Raw genomic sequence first — 24,931 nt, 5'->3', positions numbered from 1 at the left:
AATCTTTAATGTGAATGAATAATGAACATTGAAATATAGCACTAACTATGTTAGTTAGAAGGTATAGTGTTATCAAAGAGCAATTATGCAAAAAAGTGAGAATTTGACTGAAGATAAAAAATTGGCCTCTGATATTCTAAAAGAGATTGCAGATACTAACAACAATGGTAGTGATAAGGTAACATTGTTCGATATTAAGACAGCTTTACATGAGCGTGGTTTTGGTATTCTAATAATAATATTCTCCTTGCCGCTGTCAGTACCGATACCTGTTCCACCTGGCTATACAACTATTCTTTCTATACCTTTAATCTTATTTGCACTGCAGCTTCTATTTGGGTTTGATTCTCCTTGGATGCCTAATTGGCTAGAAAGAAAATCTTTTCAACGTTCAACATTAGCTCTTGTGGTAGAAAAAACTTCACCTATATTAAAAAAAATAGAAAAGTTCATGAAACCGAGAATGTCTTTCATTTTTTACGGGCCTGGTGAAAAAATTTTAGCTTTTATAATGCTACTTTGTGCGTTATCAATAGCTCTTCCATTACCTCTTACTAATTTCATTCCTGCAATTGGCACAACTCTCATCTCACTTGGTCTTATGAGTAGGGATGGGCTTCTCTCTATACTGGGAGTCTTATTATCTTTGTGTGGAATATTACTTACCATTGTTGTAATAGTTAAAGGACCACAACTTATACTTGGAGCATTTTCTTTTCTAAAAAGTTTTGTATATGGTTAGGCTTTACAACACTTTAACAAAAAAAAAAGAGTCCTTTACACCAATCGATAAAGATCATATAAAAATGTACGTTTGCGGACCAACGGTATACGATACGGCACATATAGGTAATGCACGTTCTATTGTTGTTTACGATGTGTTATTTCGACTGCTTAAATTTTGTTATGGCAAAGTTACTTATGTGCGTAATATAACTGACATTGATGATAAAATAGTCAATGCAGCAAATGAGAAGAGTGGTAATATAGAAAGCATCAGCACATATTACACCAAGGCTTTTCATGAAGACATGAGAAGCATAAATTGTGCAGAACCAACATATGAACCAAAAGCAACGAAAAACATAGATAATATTATCAAGTTAATTGAGTCTTTGCTGCAATCTGGTCATGCCTATGAATCCAATAAGCATGTATATTTTAGTATAGAGTCTTATCCTGAATACGGTGCATTATCAGGAAAAAAAATTGATGAATTGGATCACGGAAGTAGAGTTGAAGTTGATGAAAGTAAAAGACATCCAGGAGATTTTGTACTGTGGAAACCTGCAAACGAAACTGATTACAAACTTTCAAGTTACTGGAATAGTCCATGGGGAGAGGGAAGGCCAGGATGGCATATAGAGTGTTCAGCAATGTCGTATGCTTACCTCGGCAAAGATTTTGACATTCACGGTGGAGGTATAGATTTGCAATTTCCTCATCATGAGAATGAAATTGCGCAGAGTAAATCTGCATTTGCTGGGTCAACGTTTGCAAAATATTGGGTACACAACGGTTTTCTTACGGTAAATGAAGAGAAAATGAGCAAATCCTTATTTAATATAGTCAAAGTAAGGGATTTGCTAGATAGTGGAGTCAGGGGTGAAGTAATACGTTATGCACTGCTCAAAACTCACTATAGAAAACCACTTGATTGGACAGAAAATGTTATCTCTGAGTCGCAAGAAACTTTAAACAAGTTTTATCGGTTATTACGTAGTACATGTATTAAGGAAAGTGATGCAGAAGTCTCTAAAGATTTTATAGAGGCTTTGAAAAACGATTTAAACATTCCTGAAGCTTTAGCCATATTGCATGAAATGGCTACAAAAATCAACAAAACTAATAATGAAAATGAGAAGTTAAAATTAACTGAGAGTTTTATCAAGAGTGCACGATTTATTGGTCTTCTTGAGTCAAGTTATCAAGAGTGGTTTGTAAGTGGTGTGAGTCATCAAGAAATAGAAAGGTTGATAGACTTAAGAAAAGTAGCAAAACAAAATAAAGATTACGATACTGCAGACAAAATAAGAGAGCAACTAAAACAAATGGGGGTTACAATTTCTGATAATGAAGATGGTACAACAATTTGGTAAATTCATATGGAAAATTATCTTCTGTTGTTCACAGATAGCCTAGTATCATCGCTTATCTTACCCATACATCAAGGTTTTGTACTTTATACTATGTTATGCTTTAGGTCAAACTACGATCAACTACTTATATTACTTTTTGGAGTATTAGGATCCAGTCTTGGTGGAATAGCTAACTGGTATTTAGGTAGAATAACAATTTTTATCAGAAGATCACATCACAAATTAGAGAATGAAGACAAAACACCAAAAATTGTAAGGCACCTACTGATTTGTGCAGTTGCATTGCTTTCGTGGGTACCAGCACTTGGAAGTGTAATTCAGATTTTATCCGGTTACTTCAAGTTAAACCTTTATATTCTTGTTTCCTTAATTATTTTATCTAACTTCCTCTGCTTGTTGTATCTAATATTTGCCATCTAACTAAATATTAACAAACAAATTTCCCTCCGGTCATGTCGAGCTAAATTTTTTCTTCACACTATCCTTTAAAATGCTTTTATTAGTTTTTTTTGTCATAATACGATCAAATACTCCTAATAACCTCTTAAATAAGCTTGGAGTGAGAGAAGAGATAGGATTAACAGATACGTTGTTGTTTTTATCATCACCATTTGCTTTGTAGTCTATTGAAATAATCCCCCTACTCTTTCCACCAGTCAGAAGTTTTCCGATTATAGGGATTTTCAACAAAGATTTGTTAATTGAGTATGCCGGTATTACTTGTCCTTCAACCTGGAATTTATAATCCTTAATATCGATCCTACCACTAGTGCTAATTCCCAATTCTGCTCCTTCAAGCCAAGTCTCTTCAATTTCAACAGTGCCATCTTTATATGAAAAAGGTGCATTACACTTATAGAAATGCACACCTTCGTTCTTGATGGCATTTACAATGCCAGGCAGTGAGGACATTGATAATAAAGTAGTAAGTAGTGGAGCATCTTTGATATAGAAATTGCTGATAGATAACATGCCATAACGTTCTCCATTTTCTCTCTTAGAAGACAGATAAAGAGATAATTTGCCATTTTTAACTGATTTACCAATACCTAAAGAACGCAAAAGCATACCTGAATTATCCGAATATATTTCAAGCCCTATTTCACTATGTTCTACTAGTATATTACTGTTATCTTCTAAAAACTGTCCTGTGAATTGACTTCCACTACAATCACCTTTAGCACAAGTTACATTTAGCTTAGCATCTTTTATGATAATTCCTTCTTTCATAATTATATTATCAACATTCATAGTAACTTCTATTTTGTTATTTAATCGATTACTATCTTTGCCAAGTAAACCTAACACATCACTTAAGTTGATTTTCTCACCGTGAATAGTTATGGCATTTTTCTCCTTACCTGATTCAATTTCTATACTAAAATTATTATCAGGTAATTTAAAGTTGCTAGAATTTAAATATAGATTTCCATTTTCTACTCTTCCGCTAAATTTTATGTCTAGATCATTTCCTACAACATCTAGTTTGTCTATTAGTAACTTACCTGCTCCTTTTAGCCTTGTAGAAAATAAAACTTTATTGTGATCTTCAAAATGATTTTTCCACCCTAAGTAGCTTGAACGCAACTCAAGCTCTGATAAATCTATATTACCATTAACATATCCAGTCTTATCTTGATTTATCGCTGATTCTATATTTGCATTGATGTAACCATCACCGAAATTAAGTATTTGAGCAGGCAAGTCTCCAGTCAAATTCCAGGTAAAATTTCTATTTTTATTGCTACTTTTTAGGTCAAATAGCAGCTGTGTATTATTCACCATACCATTGCCGCTTAAATTAATAAAGTCTCCGCCAAAATTAAGTTTAATGTCATACTTACCAAGACTTGCTTCACAAGCAACTAAGTTGTCAACCTCAGAATGAAAATTTGCTGAGAAATCTACTTTTTTATCATCAGCATTTAAATTAAAAATGCGAAAACTGAATACGGATTTTGCTATTCCACCCATACTGTCCCTTGTAATCTTAATCATATCATCCAGCTTAAATTTTATAGGTTCATATAACCCATAAGCATCACTTACAGCTCGACCGTTAATGATGAGAACTGAATCTTCCTTATTGAGAGATTGCATCTCAATTTCGCCACCATCAATAGTGAAATTCTGGAACTTGGCACTATTTACAATAATTTTGAGATTGTTATTCTTGATGATTAAATCACCCTTTAATTCCTTTACTTGCTCAAAATCTTCATCAAACTTTACGCTACCGTTTTCTATATCAGCAACAATTACAATGTCTGACAGATCGTCATTAACCAAATTGTTAATTTTGCCATTGAAACTTACAATAGTATTTAAAATATCCCCATTAATATTATCACAATACCAGCTTTTAAATTTACTATTTACTACACCATCTGGTACATAAGTACATAAATCCTTTGCAGCAAACTTACTAATATTAATTCTAAGCAAAGCATGACTTGTACTAAAGTTCATCTTGCCTATTAAAGAGAGATACGTGTCATTTAACTTAAAATGGAAGTTTTTTACACTAACAATTCCATCACTATATGTTAAATTTATATTTACATTAGTTAAGGCCAAATTTTTGTTCAAATAATTTTCTGTATTCAATACGTATATATTTCCATCTACAATTTCATCCTTTTTATTAATTTTCACTGAGAAGCTTCCTTTGAATCCTATGTTTTTGTCCAAATTGTAGCTTTTAACTAATGTAGAAAACTCGCTCAATAGTCCCAATTTTAGATCATAAAATGTCCCGTACGCATTTAGCAAATTGTTGCGATTTTTTATCGTAATTGATAAATCATCCAAAAATCCTTTTCCATCTTTTGTATTCACATGAATATCTAAAACATTAAAATCTTCCCCCTTTCTTATATATAATTTATCAATAAAAGATTCATCTTCTGTGCCTTTATGAATAGTGATGTTAGTAAATTCAATTTTTGAATCCGCATTTAAGCCAAAAAAAAATTCCCTTATTGTTTTTAATGGATTTTTTGCACTACTTTCTGTCATCTTGAAATTCTTCCCTGTCATCCCAGTGCTTGACACTGGGATCCAGGTTTCTTTTTTTCTAGATTCCAGCGTCACGCGCTGGAATGAAACCGAAGGAAGGCGGTTACTATTTAAATAATGATTATCCAGAAGGTCTAATGAGTTTTGCGGATTAACATGAGTTTCTTCTCTCTTGATACATACATGCACATTATCAGCTAAAATCTGAGAGAACTTTTTGGAACTTAACTTAAAGTGTACGAAAAGCTCAGGAACTTCTATGGTAAAGTCAGGATTTATTATTTTTAAATCTGTAATGACTAGCTTGCCATCTTTCTGCCAAATAACCGAGGTACTCTCCATGCTGACATCCGAATTGGTAAATATCTTTAATATTTTTTTCTTTATATAAAAATTAATATAACTAATATTGATTTCTAAAGGACCTTCCCCTTTAAAAGGGATAAAGAAGCAGAATATAAATAATAAAATTATAGAAAATGATAGAGCTATTTTTTTAAGCATCGATTATTGCTTTTCTTGCTAAGCTGTCGGCTTCTTCATTGTATTTATCACCATTATGCGCTTTCACCCACTTCCAGTTAATCTCATGTTGCAAAGCAACATCGTCTAATTCTTTCCATAATTCTATATTTTTTACTGACTTCTTATTACTTGTCTTCCAGCCGTTCATTTTCCACTTATTTATCCATTCTGTTATACCGCATTTAATATAGAGGCTATCCGTATACAAACTGATATTACAAGGAAATTTTAATACCTTCAGTCCATTGATCACTGCTGTTAACTCCATTTTATTATTTGTAGTATTTTCTTCTCTACCACAGATGTTCTTTCTATGATTTTGAAATAATATGATTGCTGCCCACCCTCCTGTCCCTGGGTTACCAGAGCATGCTCCATCTGTGTATATTGTCACTTCCTTTTTCTTCATCTTTAACTGTAGTGAATTAATAAAGTATATCGTTGCTTCTATAAAATCACAATTTTTATAGATATAGAGGCAATTTAAGCCGCACCTTTAAATTTTATTATGGAAATAAAAAAAAGTGCTACAACGAGCATTATTAGAAGAGAAAGTAAAAGATAGTTTTTATGTTCTTTCATGGTTAAAACAAATCAATAGAGCAGTAAATAACGCTGGCAAACAGAGAAAATAGATAAGAAATCGAATAAGAAAACATTTTTTTCTGCGAGCTATGACTCTTAAGCCTTATAACGGATGCAGCAAACCAAATAAAAACACACCCTTCAATAATTGCCATACTGAGGTAAAATAGAGCCTTTTTCAAAAATAGTGCTGGAAGTAAGCTAGTTAATACGAGTAACACGCTATAGATTAATATATATTTCCTCGTTTTTTCTGGACCATAAACGATATTGAACATTGGAATCGATGCTTTTGTATAATCTTCAGATCTATTTAAGGATAGAGCCCAAAAATGTGGTGGAGTCCACATAAAAATTATTAAAAATAGAATACAACTTTCCCAGCTTACAGAGTCAGTTACAACCGCCCAGCCAATCATTGGAGGAAAAGCACCTGCTGCACCACCAATAACAATATTCTGCGGAGTACGCCTTTTGAGCCAAATTGTATACACAAAAACATAAAATAATATGCTAATTGCAAGCAAAGCAGCAGAAACATAGTTCACTGCTATTGCCATGATAAATACTGACAATATTCCAAGAGTTATACCAAACTCAAGCGCGCTTTCTGCAGAAACTCTACCCGAAGGTATAGGGCGGTTTTTTGTTCTCTCCATAAGCAAGTCTATATCTCTGTCATACCACATATTTATTGCACCTGCAGATCCTGAACCAAGAGCAATGCACATAAGAGATATTAGTGCAAGGAAAGGATGAATGCTACCTGGTGCAGCAACCATTCCAGCAATTGCAGTAAACACTACAAGGTACATTATCCTTGGCTTCAGCAAATGCCAAAAATCCAGTATTGTTGATTCAACATTTAGCAAAACACTTGTGTACATTCTATTTTATCACTGGTGGTTTTTCAAAAGTATGAAAAGGCGGTGGTGAAGATACCGTCCATTCTAAAGTGTCACCTTCCCAAGGATTATCTCCAGTTTTTTTGCCCCACTTAAAGAGATGTATAACTATAAATACAAAAAACATAACTGAAAGAAAGGACATATATGAGCCAATTGAGGATATATAATTCCAAGGGATAAACGCGTCGGGATAATCAGGTATGCGCCTTGGCATACCTGCTAATCCCAGGAAATGCTGGGGTAAGAAAGTGACATTGGTACTAATAAAAGTGAGCCAAAAGTGTATCTTTCCTAAACACTCGTTATATTGCTTACCTGACATTTTACCTATCCAATAATAAAAACCGGCGAAAGCTCCAAATAATGCAGCAAGCGACATGACATAGTGAAAGTGAGCAACGACATAATAGGTGTCGTGCAAGAGCTTATCTATTCCACCATGAGAAAGAATTATTCCCGTTATTCCACCGCCAACAAACATGAAAATAAAACCCAACGCAAATAGCATAGGGGTTTTAAACTCAATTGCTCCGCCCCACATAGTTGCAATCCAGCTAAAGACTTTTACACCAGTTATAACACCGATAAAAATTGTGGTAGTGCTAAAAAATGCAGCAGCGTCAGCACTAAGCCCAACAGTGAACATATGGTGAGCCCAAACCATAAAGCCAAATACTGCTATACCTATCATTGCATAAACCATTCCTATGTAACCAAATACAGGTCTGTGAGAAAAAGTTGATACAACCTGACTTATGATGCCAAATGCAGGAAAAATAATTACGTAAACCTCCGGATGACCAAAAAACCAAAATAAATGTTGAAATAACACAGGGTCACCACCACCGGCAGGATCAAAAAAGGAAGTACCAATATTGCGATCAGTAAGAAGCATAGTTATAGCACCGGCAAGCACTGGTAAGGCAACAATCAACATAAATGCTGTTAACAAGACAGACCAAACAAACAGTGGCATCTTAGTTAATGACATTCCTTTTGCGCGCATGTTAAATATAGTAACTATAAAGTTGATCGCCCCAACAATTGACGACATACCAGCAACATGAAGTGCAAGTATAGCAAGGTCAACTCCTGCACTTGGATGGGATATTACCTGTGATAAAGGTGGATATAAAGTCCAACCTGTACCTGGACCTTCACCAATAAACACTGAGAGAATGAGCAAAATAAAAGATGACACTAATAACCAAAAACTTAAATTATTCATACGAGGAAATGCCATATCTGGTGCACCAATCATGAGAGGTACAAACCAGTTACCAAATCCTCCCATGAGGGCTGGCATTATCATAAAAAACACCATTATCAACGCATGCCCTGTAACCATTACGTTATATAATTGATAATTATTGTTAAGTATATTAATGTGCATTAGCTGAGTACGAATAATCACCGATAATAATCCACCAATAATTCCAGCTAATATGGAAAAAATAATGTACAGTGTCCCTATGTCTTTATGATTAGTGGAAAACAACCAACGCTTTATGCCCTTTGGTACATCACTCATATCTATACTCCAAATTTAACTCACTAATTTTCTATTTTCGATCCACTTATTAAAATCTTCTTTGCTTACTGCTTCAACAACAATTGGCATAAATCCATGGCCTTGACCACACAATTCGTAGCACTGCCCGTAATAAACACCTGGCTTTTTGACATTAAACCACGCCTCATTCAGCCTTCCTGGTATCGCATCAATTTTTACACCAAAAGCCGGCACTCCCCAACTGTGTATCACATCTCCTGCTGTAACTTGTAAACGAACGTTAGTATTAACGGGTAAAATGATGTTGTTATCAACAGAGAATAGCTTCAAATCCCCTTCAATAAAGTCATCTTTTCCCTTGATATAACTATCAAATGACACACCTTGATATTCTGGATATTGGTAGCTCCAATACCATTGATGGCCAATAACTTTTAGTGTTATGTCAGCTTTCGGTATTTCTTCCTGTAGCTTCAGTAATTTAGCGTTTTCAAAGGCTAATATTCCAACAATGATAGTTGGTATAACAAACCAAATAATTTCTAAAGGAACACTATGGGTAGTTTTACTTATGTTTGTTACTTTGCTTTTACGAAAGCGAAACGCTATATAAGCAAGCAGCGCCCACACAAAAAGCATTATTGTAACCATCACAAGCATCACAAACGAATGTGACCTAACTACAGCCTCCATTACTTCAGTTGCAGGAGCAGGAAATCCAAATTGCCAGGAAGTAGGAGCAGAGGCAACAGATATATTTGAGTAAAATATTATCAACAGTGCAAATAACTTCACCATATTTTTTGCTGTAAAACTAACTATATAATAGTATATATAAACTTACTATGCAAACAGAGATTATAGGATATACACAAGTGTTTTGCTAAATATTGAATCAAAAGTAAATGATGATTAATCTTTTTTTAGCATTTAATAAATATAATAATACGATACTAACTTGAGGAAAAAGCATTTACATGAATCTATTTTAACTTAAAATATTATAATATTTTAAGTTAAGTATTTACTTTAAGGAAATTCTATAATAAGTTTAATAGTGTCTGTTATTGCTAATAACCCTCTAGCCTCACACCTAAAAGCAGTAACAGACACTATTAAACTTTAGGTAAGTTTGTCTATTTATAATTCATTAAGGTAAAAATCTTACTAATTCCTTTAATTCTATTATACAGCTGAGTTTACTAATTAACCTTTAATGTTTACGTTAGCATTTGCATCTTAAATCAAAGATTTACATATTATAGAAAATAATTATAAAATAATACACTACTTGTGTGTAAATTTTTTTGCATATCAAACTCTGTAAACAAATTTTTTAGAAAAGCCAAATAAATTATCTCTCTATGAAAGACCTGTCGAATGTTGCAAGTATAGGCGTAAACAAGAACGATAAAAGAGTACGGGATTGAGTAACTATGTACACTTCTGCTGGCATACCAGGATATAGGTATACGTTTTTAAATTGAGCAAGTTCTGATTTTGGTATCACTACTCGCACTGAATAATAACGCCCCATTCTTGGATCATCAAGAGCATCAGGAGAAATATGATTTACTATACCGTTAATTAAACTTAAGCGACGTGCACTATAAGCGCTCAGCCTTACTTTAACTTTCAGCCCTTCTAGTCCGTCGATAGAGACTATATTGCTATCTTTCTTTTTTGCTGACAGTATCTCTTCTATGTTTCTGGTTAGAACTTTAGCATCTATTATTAAATCATCATCTGATGGTACTATACTCATGATTGGAACTCCAGATTGTATAACACCACCTTCAGTGTGGTACCTTATATCTGTAACTATACCATCTTGAGGTGATTTAATTATTGTACGTGCTAATGAATCTTCGGCAACCATCAGCCTCTCTTTTAAGTCTGCAATAGATGTATTAACTTCCTTAAGTTCGGCATTTGCTCTTTCTTGAGCATCATTCTTCACATTTATAATCTCTAACTCATTTTCTCCAATTTTTTGCTGCACTTGAGATATTGCAGAACGATAATGCCCAACTCTGCCCTCAATTTCAGCAAACTGTTTTTCTAAAGCTAAGATGTGTGGTTTGCTTATATGTCCACTATTAAGTAATTGTCTTTTTGTTTCCAGCTCCTCAGTTATCAAGTCATATTGCTTATGAGCTGCATTTAGTTGAAAGTTTAGCCCCGCTAATTCATCATTTAACTGCTTTATACGTTGTTGCAGTATGTCTGTTTTTCCCAATATGCTCTTTCTCTGAGAGTTGAATAACTTTACTTGATTCTTTATCGCTTTACTTACAAGTTCATCGTCCGACAATTTTTTAACCTCGTCAGAAAATTCTAGCGTATCTAAGTCTCCCCTAATTGCAATAAGTCTTGCTTCAGTTGCCAAAAACGATAAGAGTTTTTCTTTAATTATACTCAAATTTGCCTTTTCGTTAACATCACTTAATAAAACTAAAGGCTCATCTTTCTTAACTGCTTGACCTTCTTTTACTAAAATTTTGCTTATTATTCCCCCACCCAAGTGTTGCACTATTTTTCTATTTGAAGAGACAATAACTTCTCCACTTGCATGCACTGCTCCGTCAATTGGAGCTATAGCTGACCAAATACCACCTATTCCAAAAAAGATGAATATCACCACTAAACCAAAAAATAGTGGTCCCCATGTGACTTTTAGGACTTCATTTACGTTATTACTCTCACGTTTAAAAATAAAATTTATCATCGCATCAATCCATGCGAACGTCTTATCCAAAAATTGATATTTCTTCTTTCTATTTCCTGCCCTTTGCATATCTATATCATCACTACCAATCAGGCCTGTCAAAGAAAGTCCAGCACTAAGCTTTTTTAACTTACTCATTATGATACTACTGCGAATTCTTGTTAACCAGGATAACACACAAAAACAAAGAATCTATACCTTAAGTACTTTACTTAGACTATAGAACATCAGAATAAACTATTTAGTAACAATTCTTATACTCCATTCAATGGTTCAGCATTAGGCTAGAAAATCAAAAAGGTTTTACAATAACCATAATAACTATAATTATTATTAACACTGTTACTGCTTCGTTTAAAACACGAAAATAAACGTGAGTTTTCTTATTCAAGCCCACTGCAAAATTTTTCCTATGTTTTGCAAGTAGGACATGAATAGCAAACATTAAGAATAATGCTAGCGCTTTTACATGAAACCACCCTTCGCGATATGCTTCCCTAATAATCATTAGCATAATTCCAAAACTAAGGGAGAAAAGCATTGCAGGGTTTATGATATATCTAAGGAGTCTCTTCTCCATTATTTGAAGTAAGCTGTCATTTTCTGACCCTGGTTTTACAGATGCATGGTAAACATAAAGCCTTGGCAAATAGAGCATACCTGCCACCCACATAATTACAGAGATAACGTGAAAAGCTTCAAGCCAGTGATAGTAGTCCATATAGATAGTATTATAAAATGTTAAAAATTTCTGGTATGATCTCAATTTAATAAAAGAAAGTCAATATGAAAGAAGAAAATTTCACTAAAGAACAGGTGATTGGATTCTACAGAAAAATGCTTCTCATACGCAGATTTGAGGAAAAAGCAGGACAATTATACGGAATGGGATTAATAGGCGGATTCTGTCACTTATCAATAGGGCAAGAAGCAGTTGCAGTTGGGACTCAAGCTGCATCAAAATCTGGTGATGCTTTTATCACAAGCTATAGAGACCATGGCTTAATGCTTGCATGTAATTCTGATCCGAATGTTGTGATGGCAGAACTAAACGGCAAAGAAACAGGGTGTTCAAAAGGTAAAGGTGGCTCCATGCACATATTTGATGTTGAAAAAAATTTCTTTGGTGGACATGGAATAGTAGGTGCACAAGTCCCAATTGGTACAGGAATAGCATTTGCTAATAAATACAAGAAAAAAGATAACGTTGTATTCACATATTTTGGTGACGGTGCTGCAAATCAAGGACAAGTATATGAATCATTTAATATGGCATCTTTGTGGAAGTTACCTGTGGTTTATATAATAGAAAATAACGAATACGCAATGGGAACTTCTGTGCAAAGATCAACTTTAGTAACTGAACTATATAAAAGAGGAGAGAGTTTTGGTATTCCTGGAAAACAAGTTGATGGAATGGATTTTTTCTCTGTCTATGAGATAACAAGTGAAATAGCTGAGCACGTACGTGGGGGAAAAGGACCTCTCTTGCTTGAAATGAAGACATATAGATATCGTGGCCATTCGATGTCAGATCCTGCTACTTATCGCTCAAAAGAAGAAGTTGAAGATATGAAGCAAAATCATGATCCTATAAGCACCTTAAAGCAGTATATAACAGACAATAAAATCGCTTCTGATGAAGAATGCAAAGCTATTGATAAGGAAATACGAGATTTAGTAAAAAAGTCAGAAGATTTTGCTAAAAATAGTAAAGAGCCAGGCGTTGATGAACTATATACTGATGTTTATAAATTTGTTAGCTAATCAGTTGCCATCAAAATTATGTTTTGGCCTACTATAGATATTTTTTGGCAGCACTTAACTTTATTATATAACAGCCTAGTCAATAGAAACTGTAGTAACTCTTATATTATTGATATACACCGCTCTTGGATCATAGGTTAAATGAGTTTTATTTGACTTTTTGTGCTAGTTTGCAGAATATAAAGTTATTAATTGAATAAAATACATGACAAAAGAAAACTGGGAGACAGTAATTGGACTTGAGGTACACGCTCAGGTTTCTTCTAAGACAAAGCTATTTTCTAGTTCACTAACGGAATTTGGCACTGAGCACAATACTCAAGTTTCTTTAGTTGATGCAGCAATGCCAGGTACACTACCAGTATTAAATTATATCTGCATAGAGCAAGCAATACGCACCGGTCTTGCACTTTCTGCAGAAATTAATAAGTGTTCTTACTTTGATCGGAAAAATTATTTTTATCCCGATTTACCACAAGGTTATCAAATAACCCAGTTCTTTGAGCCAATAGTTAAAAATGGTAGAGTATTTATCAATGACAATGAAAAGGAAATAAGAATTGCGAGAATTCATTTAGAGCAAGACGCAGGAAAGAGCGTTCATGAGGAAAGCAAAACTTATGTGGATTTAAATCGTGCAGGTGTTGCTTTAATGGAAATTGTTTCAGAGCCAGATCTTCGTTCATCTGCAGAAGCTGCAGAATTCATGAAAAAATTGAGGCAGATTTTGCGTTACATCGGTTCATGTGATGGTGATATGGAAAAGGGGTCACTTCGCTGTGATGCAAATGTTTCTGTTCGCCCAAAGGGTAGTAGCACATTTGGCACTCGTTGTGAAATAAAAAACTTAAATTCAATACGTTATATTGTACAAGCTATAGATTATGAAGCACAAAGGCAGATCAAAATTTTGGAAAGCGGACGAGAAATAAGTCAAGATACCTTATTGTTTGATGTCACTTTAGGAAAAACAAAAGTGATGAGAAGCAAAGAAGATTCAAGTGACTATAGATATTTCCCTGAACCTGATTTGCTACCTGTTGAAATAAGCCAAGACAAAATTGATTCTATTAAATCATCTTTACCCGAGTTGCCAGATCAAAAAAAACTTCGATACATAGAGGAACTAGGTATCAATAAATATGATGCAGACGTTATCACTTCTGATAAAGAAATTGCCGATTATTTTGAAAAATTAGCAAAAAAGCATGATTCAAAGCTCGCGGTCACCTGGTTGACTGTAGAGCTTTTCGGTCGTTTAAATAAAGCAAATATTGATATTGTGAGCTCCCCAATCAAAGCAAATGCTTTGTCCGAACTCTTAGATTTTATCGTTGATGGAACGATCTCTGCTAAACTTGGTAAACAAGTTTTTGATATTATGTTTGAAACTGGAAAGCCTGCATCCCTTATTATAAAAGAGCAAGATCTCAAACAAATAACTGACAAATGTCAAATCTCAGAGGTAATAGATAAAATCATCAATAACAACCAAGATAAAGTTCAAGAATACAAGAGTGGTAAAACAAGATTGTATGGTTTCTTTATTGGTGAAGCAATGAAATTCACCAAGGGAAAAGCCAGCCCTGATGTCGTGAACTTGGTTTTGAGTGAAAAATTAAAATTGAGTGCCTAGGTGTATGGTCCCAGATCTTTTGCTATTTGCTTGACTTATTTCTTTACATAGCTTCTAATTTAAATTCTGCTGTCTATTCTCTTTCATTCATAACCTTTTGCAAAACGTTTTTGCTTTCTTCTCTGCTGGTCACTATTGCTTATATAAAGCAAGTACAGTACTGAATGATGTTGCAAGCACTCAGTTCGGCAATATTATCGATTTAAGACGAAGTTAAGATTTCGATTTTTTATTCAAACTCTTCTGAAAGTTTTTATACATATTGAAGACATCTTGATAATCTAGGTGAGTGTAAACTTGAGTAGTTTCAAGGCTTGAGTGGCCAAGCAGCTGTTGTATTGATCTTATGTCAATATCTTCCTTAAGCAAATGAGTAGCAAAACTATGGCGAAATGCATGTGGAGATAAAATTTCTGGTAAGTTTAAAAATCTTCTTATTTTTTGCAAACGATTAGCAACATAAGTTCTTCCCAATTTTTTTCCTCTTACCCCCACAAAAAGATGTCCCGCTTCGTCAAAGTGGGGACAAGCTTTTATATATTTTTGTATACACTTTTTTACTACTGGAAGAATAAATACCTGCCTTTGTTTATCTCCCTTACCTGTTACTATTAAACTTTCATTGCTAATATCACTAACCTTAAGATTCAATGCTTCAGTGATTCTTAAGCCCGTACCATATAGCAGAACGATAATTGCAATTTCTCTTTTTACCACCCAAGGCTCGCCCAGGTCAGATAATTCCGTTTCTTTCACTAAAGTTTTTGCGTTGCCTCCTGTCATCTCAGTGCTTGACACTGGGATCCATTCTTCTTTTTTTCTGGATCCCAGTGTCAAGCACTGAGATGACAAAGAAGAGTGAGCCCCGTGTAAATAGTGGTTATGTAAGAAAAAGTCTACTAAAGTTTTTATATCAGGTATTGAAAGTGCTTTAGGTAGAGTTCTTCTCTGAATTGGCCTTGATAAAGAAAATACCGCTTCATTATTTATTTCATAATTGTTTTTTATATATTTGAAAAAATTTCTGATTACTGATAATGCGCGAGTGTTAGATCTCGCATTTACACCTCTTGCATAACGAGAGGTAAACCAACTCCTCAGTTCAGGTATGCTTAATTTTTCCAGAGAGCCAACATTTACTTCTTCACCAATGTGAGTATTTAGGAAACTTATAAGATCCTTGAGGTCCCTCATGTATGACTCCAAAGTGTTTGGTGAGTAAGACCTGTTGTACTTTAGCCAATCATACCATTTTTCAATGATTGAACCGAGGTCCACAGTTACTTTTTAAAGAAAGCATCGATGCATGCATCTCGAAAGGCTTCATTTATATCAGGATGAGAGTGACAAATTCTGTATATATCCTCTGCTGCTGCGCCATATGCCATTGCAACCGCTGCTTCGTTGATTAGCGTATCAGCATATGCTCCTATGATATGCACACCGAGTATTGTATCTGCTTTGCTACAAGTCAGAACTTTCACGAATCCTTCAGCATCATCAGTGATTTTTGCTCTGCCGTTTGCAGCAAATTGACATTTACCAACTTTGTACTTATAGCCAGCATTTTTGAGTTCCTCTTCGGCTTTACCGATCGAAGAAACCGCAGGGTGAGTGTAAATGACAGATGGTATAATTTCATAATCAACGTGAGGTGACTGTCCTGCTATTATCTCTGCAACTGCCACTCCTTCTTCCTCTGCTTTATGAGCAAGCATTGCTCCACCAATCACATCACCAATAGCAAATATTCCTTTCACATTAGTTTCATATCTGTTGTTAACTTGAACGAAACCGCGATTATCTTTTTCTATTTTTTCAAGACCCTCAGTGCATGGCTTACGCCCTACTGCAACTAGTACCTTATCCGCCTCTATAGTATTTGTTTGGTTATCTTTTACAGAACAAGTTTTCACATTTAAAGAGTTACTACTTTGTTTTATTTCTTCAACTTTAGTACCAAGTAAAAACTTTATTCCCTGCTTTTGTAGACTAGAAAGCAGAGACTTGCTTAATTCTCCGTCCATTGCTGCAACGATTCTATCAAAAAACTCTACTATAGTGACTTCAGACCCTAACCTGCTCCATACAGAAGACATTTCAAGCCCTATTGCCCCAGCTCCAATCACAACAAGCTTTTTTGGCACTTCAGTAAGAGATAATGCGCCAGTCGATGAAATAATATTTTTCTCATCAATGTCAATTTCTGGAAGAGAAATAACATCAGAACCCGTTGCAATGACTATATTTTTTGCCTTGAGTACCTTACCTTCAACTGAAACTTCAAGATTACCTTCGTCAAAAGAAGTAATTTTTCCAAGTCCATTGATTTTAGTGATTTTATAAAGGTTAAACAGATATTCTATGCCTTTTCCAAGTTCCTGAACTCTAGCGTCTTTATAGCCTAGCATTTCTTTTAGATCGAAACTTACATCCTTAATTTTTATGCCAAGCTTTGACAGATCGTTTTTCGTATGAGCATACTGATAAGAGGAATGGAGTAGTGCTTTTGATGGTATACATCCAACTCGCAAACAGGTACCACCAAAAATGCTATTTTTGTCTATACAAGCAACTTTGAGTTCAAGTTTTGCAGCAGCAATAGCGCATTTGTAACCACCTGGGCCACCACCTATAACAATCAAATCATAATCAGTCATAAAGAACAAACCTATTTTCTAAAGAATAAACACCATTTCCTTCAGTTGTTACATATATTTTATCATGGGTAAACACTGGAGTATGAAACACATTACCAGGTATTTTAATTACCCTTCCTGTACTTTCAGATCCAGGAAAAGCAAATATTGAACCTTTATTACTTGTTACCCAAAGCGTATGGGCATAAATAATTGGAGCAAATAATTGCACATTCTCTATAAAATCAGATGTCCAAACTGTTTTTCCACTTTGTATATCGATGCCGATTATTTTATCATCTTTAGTCACTATAAAAATTCTTCCACCTTCTTTTTGTTTCTCTACAGGAATAAGAGGACTATAATATGACTCAATGTCTGATACACTTTTTACTTGTAGTGGCTTTGACCATAAAATATTTCCTGATTTTACATCAATACCGTAAATATAAGAGTTACTTGTAGCTATTAAAATTTTATCGTGCACTCTAGGTGTAGTAGTTACATCTGTAAGCTGTGTATCCAAAAGGTTGGTAGCCAATTTTTGGCTCCACAATTTTTTACCTTCTTCATTAAAAGCTATTAATTCACCATTTGAAAATGGTGCTATTATTTTATCATTAGAGATAGCTGGTGATATGGAATACAAACCTCGAACCTCATTGATACCATTTTGATAAGCCCAAATGGGGCTGCCATCTTTTATACCAAACATATGCAGATAGTTATCAATAGTCAATACTACCAATTTATTGTTTATTACTACTGTTTTCCCTCTTACCGGAGATCTTAATTCTTTTTCCCATTGAATCTCCCCTGTCTTTGCGTCTATTGTGTGTAGAATGTTATCCACTACAAAGAAAACATTTTCTTTGTAGCTCGATAGACTCATATTACCAATTTTTTTTCTACTTGAGAGGTATAATTTCCAATTTATAACTCTTGGGTTATCGACATCAAAGGAATATAAGGTACCGTGCTTGTCTGGTAAAATAACGCTATTTTCTGTAAGTATTGGAGCTACATATCCTTGAGATAATTTTTTATCTACCAGACTTATTCGTCCGTTTGCCATTGTATAGTTACTATACAATAACATTATCATGACAATTATTATTTTCATTATTTAGTGAAAACAAGATTTATTAATATACATACTAGAAACCTAAATCACAACGAAAATGTTCCCATTGTACGTTGAAACACTGGTTTATGAATATGTATGCTCCCAGAGTATGGTAGTATGGATTAATTATAAAGAATTCGGAAGCACTGTTTACATATAGCTTAATACACAAAGGTAGAAGAGAAGAGGTATGAAAAATAAAAAGTGAGGAGAAAGATGATATCCTTATCTTTGTGGGCCACACAATTAATTTTTATGAGCGTAATAAATACTACTAAACAAAAATTTCTTATTGTTGTTCTTCAACACACTGAATACATTCACTTTTCTTTTTATCCGGCAAAAACCCGCCAACTTGTGCATCCCATAGAGTTTTATACATTCCATTTTCATCAAGAAGCTCTTGGTGAGTACCATCTTCCACAACTTTACCTTGATCAAATACTAAAATACGATCCATGTGCAAAAGTGTAGATAGGCGATGGGCTATCACTATTGTAGTTTTACCTTGCATCAACTCCCACAGAGATTTTTGAATATCGCTTTCAGTCACAGAATCAAGTTGTGAAGTTGCTTCATCAAGAATTAATATAGGAGCATTTTTTAAAATAGCTCTGGCAATTGCAATACGTTGTCTCTGTCCTCCCGAAAGTTTGATACCTCTTTCGCCAACGAGTGACTCATAACCTTGGAACAATTTTGAAATGAATTCATGAGCATGTGCACGTTTGGCAGCTTCTATTACTTCATCATCACTAGCATCTACTTTACCGTAGCGAATATTTTCCATTAGAGTCCTATGAAAAAGCGATGGATCTTGTGGGATCATTCCAATACTTTTGTGCAGAGAATCCTGAGTTACATTTCGAATATCTTGTCCGTCAATTGAAACTTTTCCAGATTTTATATCATAAAGCCGGAGGATTAGGTTTACAAATGTTGATTTACCACCACCTGAATAACCAACAAGTCCTACTCTTTGACCAGACTCAATTATCATGGATTTGTTTTCAAATATTGGCTCTTCATCTTTATAACGAAAATGAACTTTATCAAAACTAATTTCCCCTTTTTTAATGACTAGATCTACAGCATTTGGCTGATCTTGGATTTTGGGAATTGAGGTAATCGTCCTCAAAGCCTGAGTAATCCTTCCCCACGATTTAGAAAATTGTGAGAAGTTTTTGGCTATCATCCAAAAAAAATTAGCTATTGCTATATTAATAGTCATAACAAAAGCAAAATCTCCAGTAGTAATTAACTCTTGTTCTCTTCCTTTAACCAAGAGATATAAATTAAGTATTTGCATGATCGCAAATGAGAAGCCATAGAAAATGAAAATCCACATGTATAACCACTGAAGTTTTTGCTCTGCTTTAACAGCTTCACTATGAGTGGATCGCAAGGATAATTTTTCTTGGTCTTTGCTGGCAAATAACCTTACAGACATGATATTTGAGAATACATCTACCATTTTACCAGTAATGCTTGAACCGAGCTCTGACCACGCATCTGCAAGATACGCTATCTTTCCTGCAAGTAAGAGAGAAGACAAAACAAATAATGCTGACCAAGTTAACATTAACAAGGCAAAGTAAATATTCACTTGCCACAAAAAATAAATTCCGATACCAAGTGCTAATGCGCGAGCTACAAGTCTATCAAGCGCAATTTGCACGACATCAGGAATATAGTTTGTTAAATTATTGACTTTGTTAGCAAGGCTGCCAGAGAAGTTATTTTGGTAGTAGCTACTATCTTGATCTAATAATGTGTCAATACTTGATTTAACAATGTTTTTACGAAGATTAGGAATCATCTTAATTTCAAAAAAATAACCGTATAATCTAGTAAAGCACTCAAGTGAAAATAATATTAGTACATAGAATACGATAGGAGTTGCTATATTACGAAAAAGATCATTTGCATCTGATGTTGAAACACGATCTATAATGACTTTTATTAAGTATGGATTAAAGGAAATATCGATAGCCCAGACTAACGCTGTCAGTAATACTACCCCAATATGAAATGGAAATGGACGCAGCATTTTCAGGATAAAAGATATTGTTGAGATGTTATTCATTTGAGCTACGCATATCACTTTAAAAAATGTACACTGTCTTGTATTATAGCAATCAAAAGCAAGAAAGACCATGCTCAACATACAAAATAATGCTCCTCTTTGCAGGCAATGGATGTTATTGGCAGTACTTGCCCTTGCTTGCTCTGGTTTACTATCAATAATTGTTATTTTTTTACGATTGCCTTTCATTTCCTCTCTAATTCCCTCTGCACAATATATTTTTGATAATGCACTGGTGATACACGTGAATTTATCAATTTTGGTGTGGATGTGCTCCATAATATCTCTGTTCTTTATCATAAATCTAGAAAACACCAGTAAATGGCTCAACTTTTTATGGGCTCTATCGACCCTTTCCATGTTGCTGATGTTTATATCCGCATTTGTTCCAAATACTGAAGTTATCAAAAGTAACTATATTCCCGTATTACAAAACAAATTGTTCTTGTTTGGACTCAGTCTGTTTGCTGCCAGCATATTGATAAATGCAGCTCTTACCTACATATCGAATAAACAAGCCTCCGTTGGGCAAATTGGACTAGTTATTATACTTGTATCATCATTTCTGTGCTTTGTTTTAGCACATAAAAACATGCCTCTAGCTCTATATCACTTGGATAAGAATTTATTTTATGAATATCTCTTCTGGGGAGGCGGACACTTGCTGCAATTTGCCTTTGCTCAAGGAATGTTTTTAGTTTATTTGATAATTAGTGATATTAGCCTAAATAAAATTACCATTTTACCACTATTTATGAACACAATTTTGGCTGTAGGTGCACCGTTTATATACTTTATCTATCCAGTTGATAGTACTGAGTTAATACAGTTTTTTACCTGGCATATGAGAATTGCTGGAGCAGTTCTGCCGTGCTTTTTAACAATATTAGTGTATCGCAATATAAAAACTCTGCTCAGTAATTATTTGCTTCATTCGTTTGTATTGTTCATTTATGGAGGTGTGCTTGGAGTGCTAATACCAATTCCCGCTATACAAGCAACGAATAGACAATAATGGAAAAAAAGCCATACTGGAGTAAGTAAAATAGCGAGGTTTAGATGGCATTAAGATCAAAATTATTGGATGAAAAAGTGGTGGAATCAGCAAAAGAGATGCTGAAGAAAGTAAGAAATAATGCGTATGTTGCAAAAAAACTAAATGCTGTAATTGCAGCAAAAAAGCACAGTATAACAGCTGTAGCAAAAATATGTTGCATTTCGAGAAAGGCAATTACTACATGGATAAAGCACATAAAATTTGGAAGAGAAGAAAAATTATTTTCTCCACCTCAATGCCGTAGAAAAACTATATTGAACCAAAGTCAACTTGAACAAATTGAGGTGTGGATGGAGGAAAACCCCAATATTACTATTAGAGAAATGAGAATAAGAATCCAAGAAAGATTTGGTTTGAATATCAGCAAATCCACAATACATCGTAATATGCAAAGAATGAAATTCTCATATATCACACCAAGACCAGTTCATAGTGGACAGGATAAAAATAAGCAAGAGGAGTTTAAAAAAAAACCTCAATGAAACTATTGTCATGCATTCTGAAAAAGAGCTATTTTTCTTCGATGAATCACGGTTTGGTACACATTCAAAAGTTGGACATGGGTGGTTTAAAAAAGGCAGTAGGACACAGGTTAAGGTAAAATTAGGTAGGGAAAATTTTTATCTCTATAGTGCAGTTAATCCCAGAAATGGAGAGAATTTTAGCTTATTTGCACCAAACGTCAACACTGCTTGTATAAATATATTCCTTGAACAGATGTCGCAATATTTAGGAATACGAAAGGCTTTTCTCGTGATGGATTGCGCTAGTTGGCATAAGTCAAAAAGTTTAAAGATACCTAAAAATATCGAAATTATATACCTACCACCATACTCACCTGACCTCAATCCTGTTGAGAGGTTTTGGTTATATATAAAACAGAACATTTTGCGCAATAAAATCTACGATACAATTGTTCTGCTTGAGAGCGCTTTGTGTAAATTTATTACCTCTCTTTCCCCTTCCACGGTTAAACAACTCTGCAATGCTTCTTATTTGGTTCATTAATAATGAGAGTTGGTATTACTATGGAGCTTTTTATTTCTTTACAGCCCAATTTTGGTAACAGCCAGTAGACAAAATTCATAAAAGCTATAGTAATACCAACTACAGAACCATGATAATGCGCAGGGATAGTGACATTTCCTTCAATAGTTATACCAACTCTCATTATTAATGAACCAAATAAGAAGCATTGCAGAGTTGTTTAACCGTGGAAGGGGAAAGAGAGGTAATAAATTTACACAAAGCGCTCTCAAGCAGAACAATTGTATCGTAGATTTTATTGCGCAAAATGTTCTGTTTTATATATAACCAAAACCTCTCAACAGGATTGAGGTCAGGTGAGTATGGTGGTAGGTATATAATTTCGATATTTTTAGGTATCTTTAAACTTTTTGACTTATGCCAACTAGCGCAATCCATCACGAGAAAAGCCTTTCGTATTCCTAAATATTGCGACATCTGTTCAAGGAATATATTTATACAAGCAGTGTTGACGTTTGGTGCAAATAAGCTAAAATTCTCTCCATTTCTGGGATTAACTGCACTATAGAGATAAAAATTTTCCCTACCTAATTTTACCTTAACCTGTGTCCTACTGCCTTTTTTAAACCACCCATGTCCAACTTTTGAATGTGTACCAAACCGTGATTCATCGAAGAAAAATAGCTCTTTTTCAGAATGCATGACAATAGTTTCATTGAGGTTTTTTTTTAAACTCCTCTTGCTTATTTTTATCCTGTCCACTATGAACTGGTCTTGGTGTGATATATGAGAATTTCATTCTTTGCATATTACGATGTATTGTGGATTTGCTGATATTCAAACCAAATCTTTCTTGGATTCTTATTCTCATTTCTCTAATAGTAATATTGGGGTTTTCCTCCATCCACACCTCAATTTGTTCAAGTTGACTTTGGTTCAATATAGTTTTTCTACGACGTTGAGGTGGAGAAAATAATTTTTCTTCTCTTCCAAATTTTATGTGCTTTATCCATGTAGTAATTGCCTTTCTCGAAATGCAACATATTTTTGCTACAGCTGTTATACTGTGCTTTTTTGCTGCAATTACAGCATTTAGTTTTTTTGCAACATACGCATTATTTCTTACTTTCTTCAGCATCTCTTTTGCTGATTCCACCACTTTTTCATCCAATAATTTTGATCTTAATGCCATCTAAACCTCGCTATTTTACTTACTCCAGTATGGCTTTTTTTCCATTATTGTCTATTCGTTGCTTGTATAGCGGGAATTGGTATAAGATTACAGATTTATGCATATAGCTCGGGACATTTTCTCCACATTACTGGACTTGTTTGGCTTGGTGGATATGGTGCCTTAAGAAAAGTTGCAGATCTGCCAAGTGTTTCATCAATGTTGGCACGTGCTTGTTTTATTACGGGTGGAGCTATATCAGTTATTGGTGGAATGTTATTCGTAATAATTGTGATTTTACATCTTCTTAAAGGCAAGGCTCGTACCAACTAACCCACAGAAATAAAACTAAAAATTTTAGTGTAAAATTACCATACTTACTTTGTATTATGGTTTAAATAACTTGCTTCAAGTATGAGAAGATAGATGTCAAGTTATTGAACTCTCATTTGCTACTCCTTGTGGTTCTTGTGTTCCATTTACTTGAAAGCTAGGTTTCATTATTAAACTACCAGCTAAGAATGCAGATACTGTTGCTATAACAACGATTAACCACATGTCCAATTTAGTTGTATGTTCAAGTGTAATATACACTACTAACCCAACAGCAAGACCAGTACTAGCAGTAGCGATGTATGTTGTTTTTTCTTTTAGTTGTTTATTTGCTTCATTTTTGACTTCTAATATTTTCTTTTCTTGCTGTGAATGCTGGATTTGAGTATTTAGTTTATTTTTTTCAGCTTTTAATTCTATATTTTCGTTCTGACCTGTCTTCCTTGCATATTCTAAGGATCTATTTAACCGTTCAGCCTTATCCTTTTTAGTTTGTAAGTCTTTATTTTCCGCCTCTAGCTGCTCAAGCTTACCTATCTTTTGTTTCATTTCATTTGATACTTTATTTTCTAGTTCATTTCTTATTTTGCTTTTTAATGTAGCTATTGCCTCTTCCGGGCTTTTTTTACCTTTTAGTTCCAACACGTCTTCAAGCAATTCTGCTAGTTTTATTTTTCCATTGGAGGGTAAATAGTATGAATCGTATAGAGCATTAACAAGATCTTGTAAATCAGAAAATTCAAAATCAGGCAT

The 24,931-nt window shown here is 34.2% G+C and carries 19 protein-coding genes and 2 pseudogenes; 8 read left to right on the top strand and 13 right to left on the bottom strand.

Translation table 11 applies throughout. From position 1 onward, the window contains the following. Positions 1–85 precede the first annotated feature (85 nt). From ABWU62_RS05080 to ABWU62_RS05070, 3 genes are read left to right on the top strand one after another with little or no spacing between them, the layout of a single operon-like run. On the top strand, positions 86–742 hold the full coding sequence (locus ABWU62_RS05080) for an exopolysaccharide biosynthesis protein (RefSeq protein WP_353287732.1): 657 nt from the start codon (positions 86–88) through the stop codon (positions 740–742). Next, a complete protein-coding gene (gene cysS / locus ABWU62_RS05075) occupies positions 735–2,099 on the top strand; it encodes a cysteine--tRNA ligase (RefSeq protein ID WP_353287731.1) in 1,365 nt (454 codons plus the stop codon). The genes ABWU62_RS05080 and cysS overlap by 8 nt, the downstream gene beginning before the upstream one ends. A 6-nt stretch (positions 2,100–2,105) precedes the next feature. Then, positions 2,106–2,519 carry a YqaA family protein gene (locus ABWU62_RS05070; protein ID WP_353287730.1) on the top strand — a complete coding sequence of 138 codons (414 nt, stop codon included), beginning with the start codon at positions 2,106–2,108 and terminating at the stop codon, positions 2,517–2,519. Positions 2,520–2,549: 30 nt separating this feature from the next. On the opposite strand, the gene ABWU62_RS05065 is transcribed toward ABWU62_RS05070, so the two are convergent. The 7 genes from ABWU62_RS05065 to hemJ form a co-directional block, all read right to left on the bottom strand. Beyond that, positions 2,550–5,621 (bottom strand): AsmA-like C-terminal domain-containing protein, encoded by a 3,072-nt coding sequence (locus ABWU62_RS05065; RefSeq protein WP_353287729.1) that lies wholly within the window; start codon positions 5,619–5,621, stop codon positions 2,550–2,552. Next, positions 5,614–6,051 (bottom strand): ribonuclease HI, encoded by a 438-nt coding sequence (gene rnhA / locus ABWU62_RS05060; protein WP_353287728.1) that lies wholly within the window; start codon positions 6,049–6,051, stop codon positions 5,614–5,616. The genes ABWU62_RS05065 and rnhA overlap by 8 nt, the downstream gene beginning before the upstream one ends. A gap of 175 nt (positions 6,052–6,226) precedes the next feature. Continuing rightward, the gene (locus tag ABWU62_RS05055) at positions 6,227–7,114 is read right to left on the bottom strand and encodes a heme o synthase (protein ID WP_010401351.1); all 888 of its coding nucleotides are present in this window, start codon (positions 7,112–7,114) and stop codon (positions 6,227–6,229) included. Position 7,115: 1 nt separating this feature from the next. Then, entirely contained in the window at positions 7,116–8,666 is a 1,551-nt protein-coding gene (gene ctaD / locus ABWU62_RS05050) for a cytochrome c oxidase subunit I (RefSeq protein ID WP_353287727.1), read from the bottom strand. A gap of 15 nt (positions 8,667–8,681) precedes the next feature. Further along, positions 8,682–9,446: a cytochrome c oxidase subunit II gene (gene coxB, locus ABWU62_RS05045; RefSeq protein ID WP_264331190.1), complete on the bottom strand. Its 765-nt coding sequence runs from the start codon at positions 9,444–9,446 to the stop codon at positions 8,682–8,684. A gap of 556 nt (positions 9,447–10,002) precedes the next feature. Then, entirely contained in the window at positions 10,003–11,514 is a 1,512-nt protein-coding gene (locus ABWU62_RS05040) for an HlyD family type I secretion periplasmic adaptor subunit (RefSeq protein ID WP_353287726.1), read from the bottom strand. A gap of 154 nt (positions 11,515–11,668) precedes the next feature. After that, positions 11,669–12,097, bottom strand: coding sequence for a protoporphyrinogen oxidase HemJ (hemJ, locus tag ABWU62_RS05035; protein WP_012481732.1), 429 nt, complete (start codon positions 12,095–12,097; stop codon positions 11,669–11,671). A gap of 65 nt (positions 12,098–12,162) precedes the next feature. Here hemJ and pdhA point away from each other — a divergent pair, with 65 nt between their 5' ends. Beyond that, positions 12,163–13,143 carry a pyruvate dehydrogenase (acetyl-transferring) E1 component subunit alpha gene (gene pdhA, locus ABWU62_RS05030; protein WP_353287725.1) on the top strand — a complete coding sequence of 327 codons (981 nt, stop codon included), beginning with the start codon at positions 12,163–12,165 and terminating at the stop codon, positions 13,141–13,143. Positions 13,144–13,348: 205 nt separating this feature from the next. After that, positions 13,349–14,779, top strand: a complete 1,431-nt coding sequence (gene gatB / locus ABWU62_RS05025; protein WP_353287724.1) for an Asp-tRNA(Asn)/Glu-tRNA(Gln) amidotransferase subunit GatB — start codon at positions 13,349–13,351, stop codon at positions 14,777–14,779. A 213-nt stretch (positions 14,780–14,992) separates the two neighbouring features. Here the strand turns inward: gatB and ABWU62_RS05020 are convergent, their stop codons facing one another. The 4 genes from ABWU62_RS05020 to ABWU62_RS05005 all read right to left on the bottom strand — a co-directional run bounded on the left by ABWU62_RS05020 (position 14,993) and on the right by ABWU62_RS05005 (position 20,594). Further along, positions 14,993–16,057 (bottom strand): tyrosine-type recombinase/integrase, encoded by a 1,065-nt coding sequence (locus ABWU62_RS05020; protein WP_353287723.1) that lies wholly within the window; start codon positions 16,055–16,057, stop codon positions 14,993–14,995. 2 nt (positions 16,058–16,059) lie between these two features. Continuing rightward, entirely contained in the window at positions 16,060–17,439 is a 1,380-nt protein-coding gene (gene lpdA, locus ABWU62_RS05015) for a dihydrolipoyl dehydrogenase (RefSeq protein WP_353287722.1), read from the bottom strand. After that, positions 17,432–18,541: a PQQ-binding-like beta-propeller repeat protein gene (locus ABWU62_RS05010; RefSeq protein WP_353287721.1), complete on the bottom strand. Its 1,110-nt coding sequence runs from the start codon at positions 18,539–18,541 to the stop codon at positions 17,432–17,434. The genes lpdA and ABWU62_RS05010 overlap by 8 nt, the downstream gene beginning before the upstream one ends. 292 nt (positions 18,542–18,833) lie before the next feature. Then, on the bottom strand, positions 18,834–20,594 hold the full coding sequence (locus ABWU62_RS05005; protein ID WP_353288170.1) for an ABC transporter ATP-binding protein: 1,761 nt from the start codon (positions 20,592–20,594) through the stop codon (positions 18,834–18,836). Positions 20,595–20,700: 106 nt separating this feature from the next. Here ABWU62_RS05005 and ABWU62_RS05000 point away from each other — a divergent pair. Both ABWU62_RS05000 and ABWU62_RS04995 read left to right on the top strand, forming a co-directional pair. Then, positions 20,701–21,621, top strand: a pseudogene (locus ABWU62_RS05000) (hypothetical protein); the annotation flags it as partial. A gap of 68 nt (positions 21,622–21,689) precedes the next feature. Then, a protein-coding gene (locus ABWU62_RS04995) for an IS630 family transposase (RefSeq protein ID WP_353287261.1) occupies positions 21,690–22,695 on the top strand; the annotation gives its coding sequence in 2 pieces (ribosomal slippage) (positions 21,690–22,151 and positions 22,153–22,695; 1,005 coding nt in all). Between the two features lie 165 nt (positions 22,696–22,860). Here ABWU62_RS04995 and ABWU62_RS04990 read toward each other — a convergent pair. Beyond that, positions 22,861–23,866, bottom strand: a protein-coding gene (locus ABWU62_RS04990) for an IS630 family transposase (RefSeq protein ID WP_353287646.1) whose coding sequence is annotated in 2 segments (ribosomal slippage) — positions 22,861–23,403 and positions 23,405–23,866 — 1,005 coding nt in all. Because the reading frame shifts where the segments join, the coding sequence is not laid out codon by codon here. 81 nt (positions 23,867–23,947) lie between these two features. On the opposite strand from ABWU62_RS04990, the pseudogene ABWU62_RS04985 reads away from it, so the two are divergent. Then, positions 23,948–24,178, top strand: a pseudogene (locus tag ABWU62_RS04985) (hypothetical protein); the annotation flags it as partial. Positions 24,179–24,274: 96 nt separating this feature from the next. Here ABWU62_RS04985 and ABWU62_RS04980 read toward each other — a convergent pair. After that, positions 24,275–24,931 (bottom strand): hypothetical protein, encoded by a 657-nt coding sequence (locus ABWU62_RS04980; protein ID WP_353287720.1) that lies wholly within the window; start codon positions 24,929–24,931, stop codon positions 24,275–24,277.

Origin of the sequence: Wolbachia endosymbiont (group B) of Gerris lacustris, from assembly GCF_964028355.1 — a bacterium.
Taxonomy (GTDB): domain Bacteria; phylum Pseudomonadota; class Alphaproteobacteria; order Rickettsiales; family Anaplasmataceae; genus Wolbachia.
Note: the sequence above shows the minus strand (reverse complement) of the source record. Positions and strands in the feature narration are given on the sequence as shown.

What these genes read in the sequence shown, in the direction of transcription:
- ABWU62_RS05010 (WP_353287721.1), bottom strand. Translation starts at nt 18,541, where the DNA reads ATGAAAATAATAATTGTCATGATAATGTTATTGTATAGTAACTATACA.
- coxB (WP_264331190.1), bottom strand. Translation starts at nt 9,446, where the DNA reads ATGGTGAAGTTATTTGCACTGTTGATAATATTTTACTCAAATATATCT.
- ABWU62_RS05055 (WP_010401351.1), bottom strand. Translation starts at nt 7,114, where the DNA reads ATGTACACAAGTGTTTTGCTAAATGTTGAATCAACAATACTGGATTTT.
- ABWU62_RS05040 (WP_353287726.1), bottom strand. Translation starts at nt 11,514, where the DNA reads ATGAGTAAGTTAAAAAAGCTTAGTGCTGGACTTTCTTTGACAGGCCTG.
- rnhA (WP_353287728.1), bottom strand. Translation starts at nt 6,051, where the DNA reads ATGAAGAAAAAGGAAGTGACAATATACACAGATGGAGCATGCTCTGGT.
- hemJ (WP_012481732.1), bottom strand. Translation starts at nt 12,097, where the DNA reads ATGGACTACTATCACTGGCTTGAAGCTTTTCACGTTATCTCTGTAATT.
- ABWU62_RS05005 (WP_353288170.1), bottom strand. Translation starts at nt 20,594, where the DNA reads ATGCTGCGTCCATTTCCATTTCATATTGGGGTAGTATTACTGACAGCG.
- gatB (WP_353287724.1), top strand. Translation starts at nt 13,349, where the DNA reads ATGACAAAAGAAAACTGGGAGACAGTAATTGGACTTGAGGTACACGCT.
- ABWU62_RS05065 (WP_353287729.1), bottom strand. Translation starts at nt 5,621, where the DNA reads ATGCTTAAAAAAATAGCTCTATCATTTTCTATAATTTTATTATTTATA.
- ABWU62_RS05070 (WP_353287730.1), top strand. Translation starts at nt 2,106, where the DNA reads ATGGAAAATTATCTTCTGTTGTTCACAGATAGCCTAGTATCATCGCTT.
- ABWU62_RS05080 (WP_353287732.1), top strand. Translation starts at nt 86, where the DNA reads ATGCAAAAAAGTGAGAATTTGACTGAAGATAAAAAATTGGCCTCTGAT.
- pdhA (WP_353287725.1), top strand. Translation starts at nt 12,163, where the DNA reads ATGAAAGAAGAAAATTTCACTAAAGAACAGGTGATTGGATTCTACAGA.
- cysS (WP_353287731.1), top strand. Translation starts at nt 735, where the DNA reads ATGGTTAGGCTTTACAACACTTTAACAAAAAAAAAAGAGTCCTTTACA.
- lpdA (WP_353287722.1), bottom strand. Translation starts at nt 17,439, where the DNA reads ATGACTGATTATGATTTGATTGTTATAGGTGGTGGCCCAGGTGGTTAC.
- ctaD (WP_353287727.1), bottom strand. Translation starts at nt 8,666, where the DNA reads ATGAGTGATGTACCAAAGGGCATAAAGCGTTGGTTGTTTTCCACTAAT.
- ABWU62_RS04980 (WP_353287720.1), bottom strand. Translation starts at nt 24,931, where the DNA reads ATGCCTGATTTTGAATTTTCTGATTTACAAGATCTTGTTAATGCTCTA.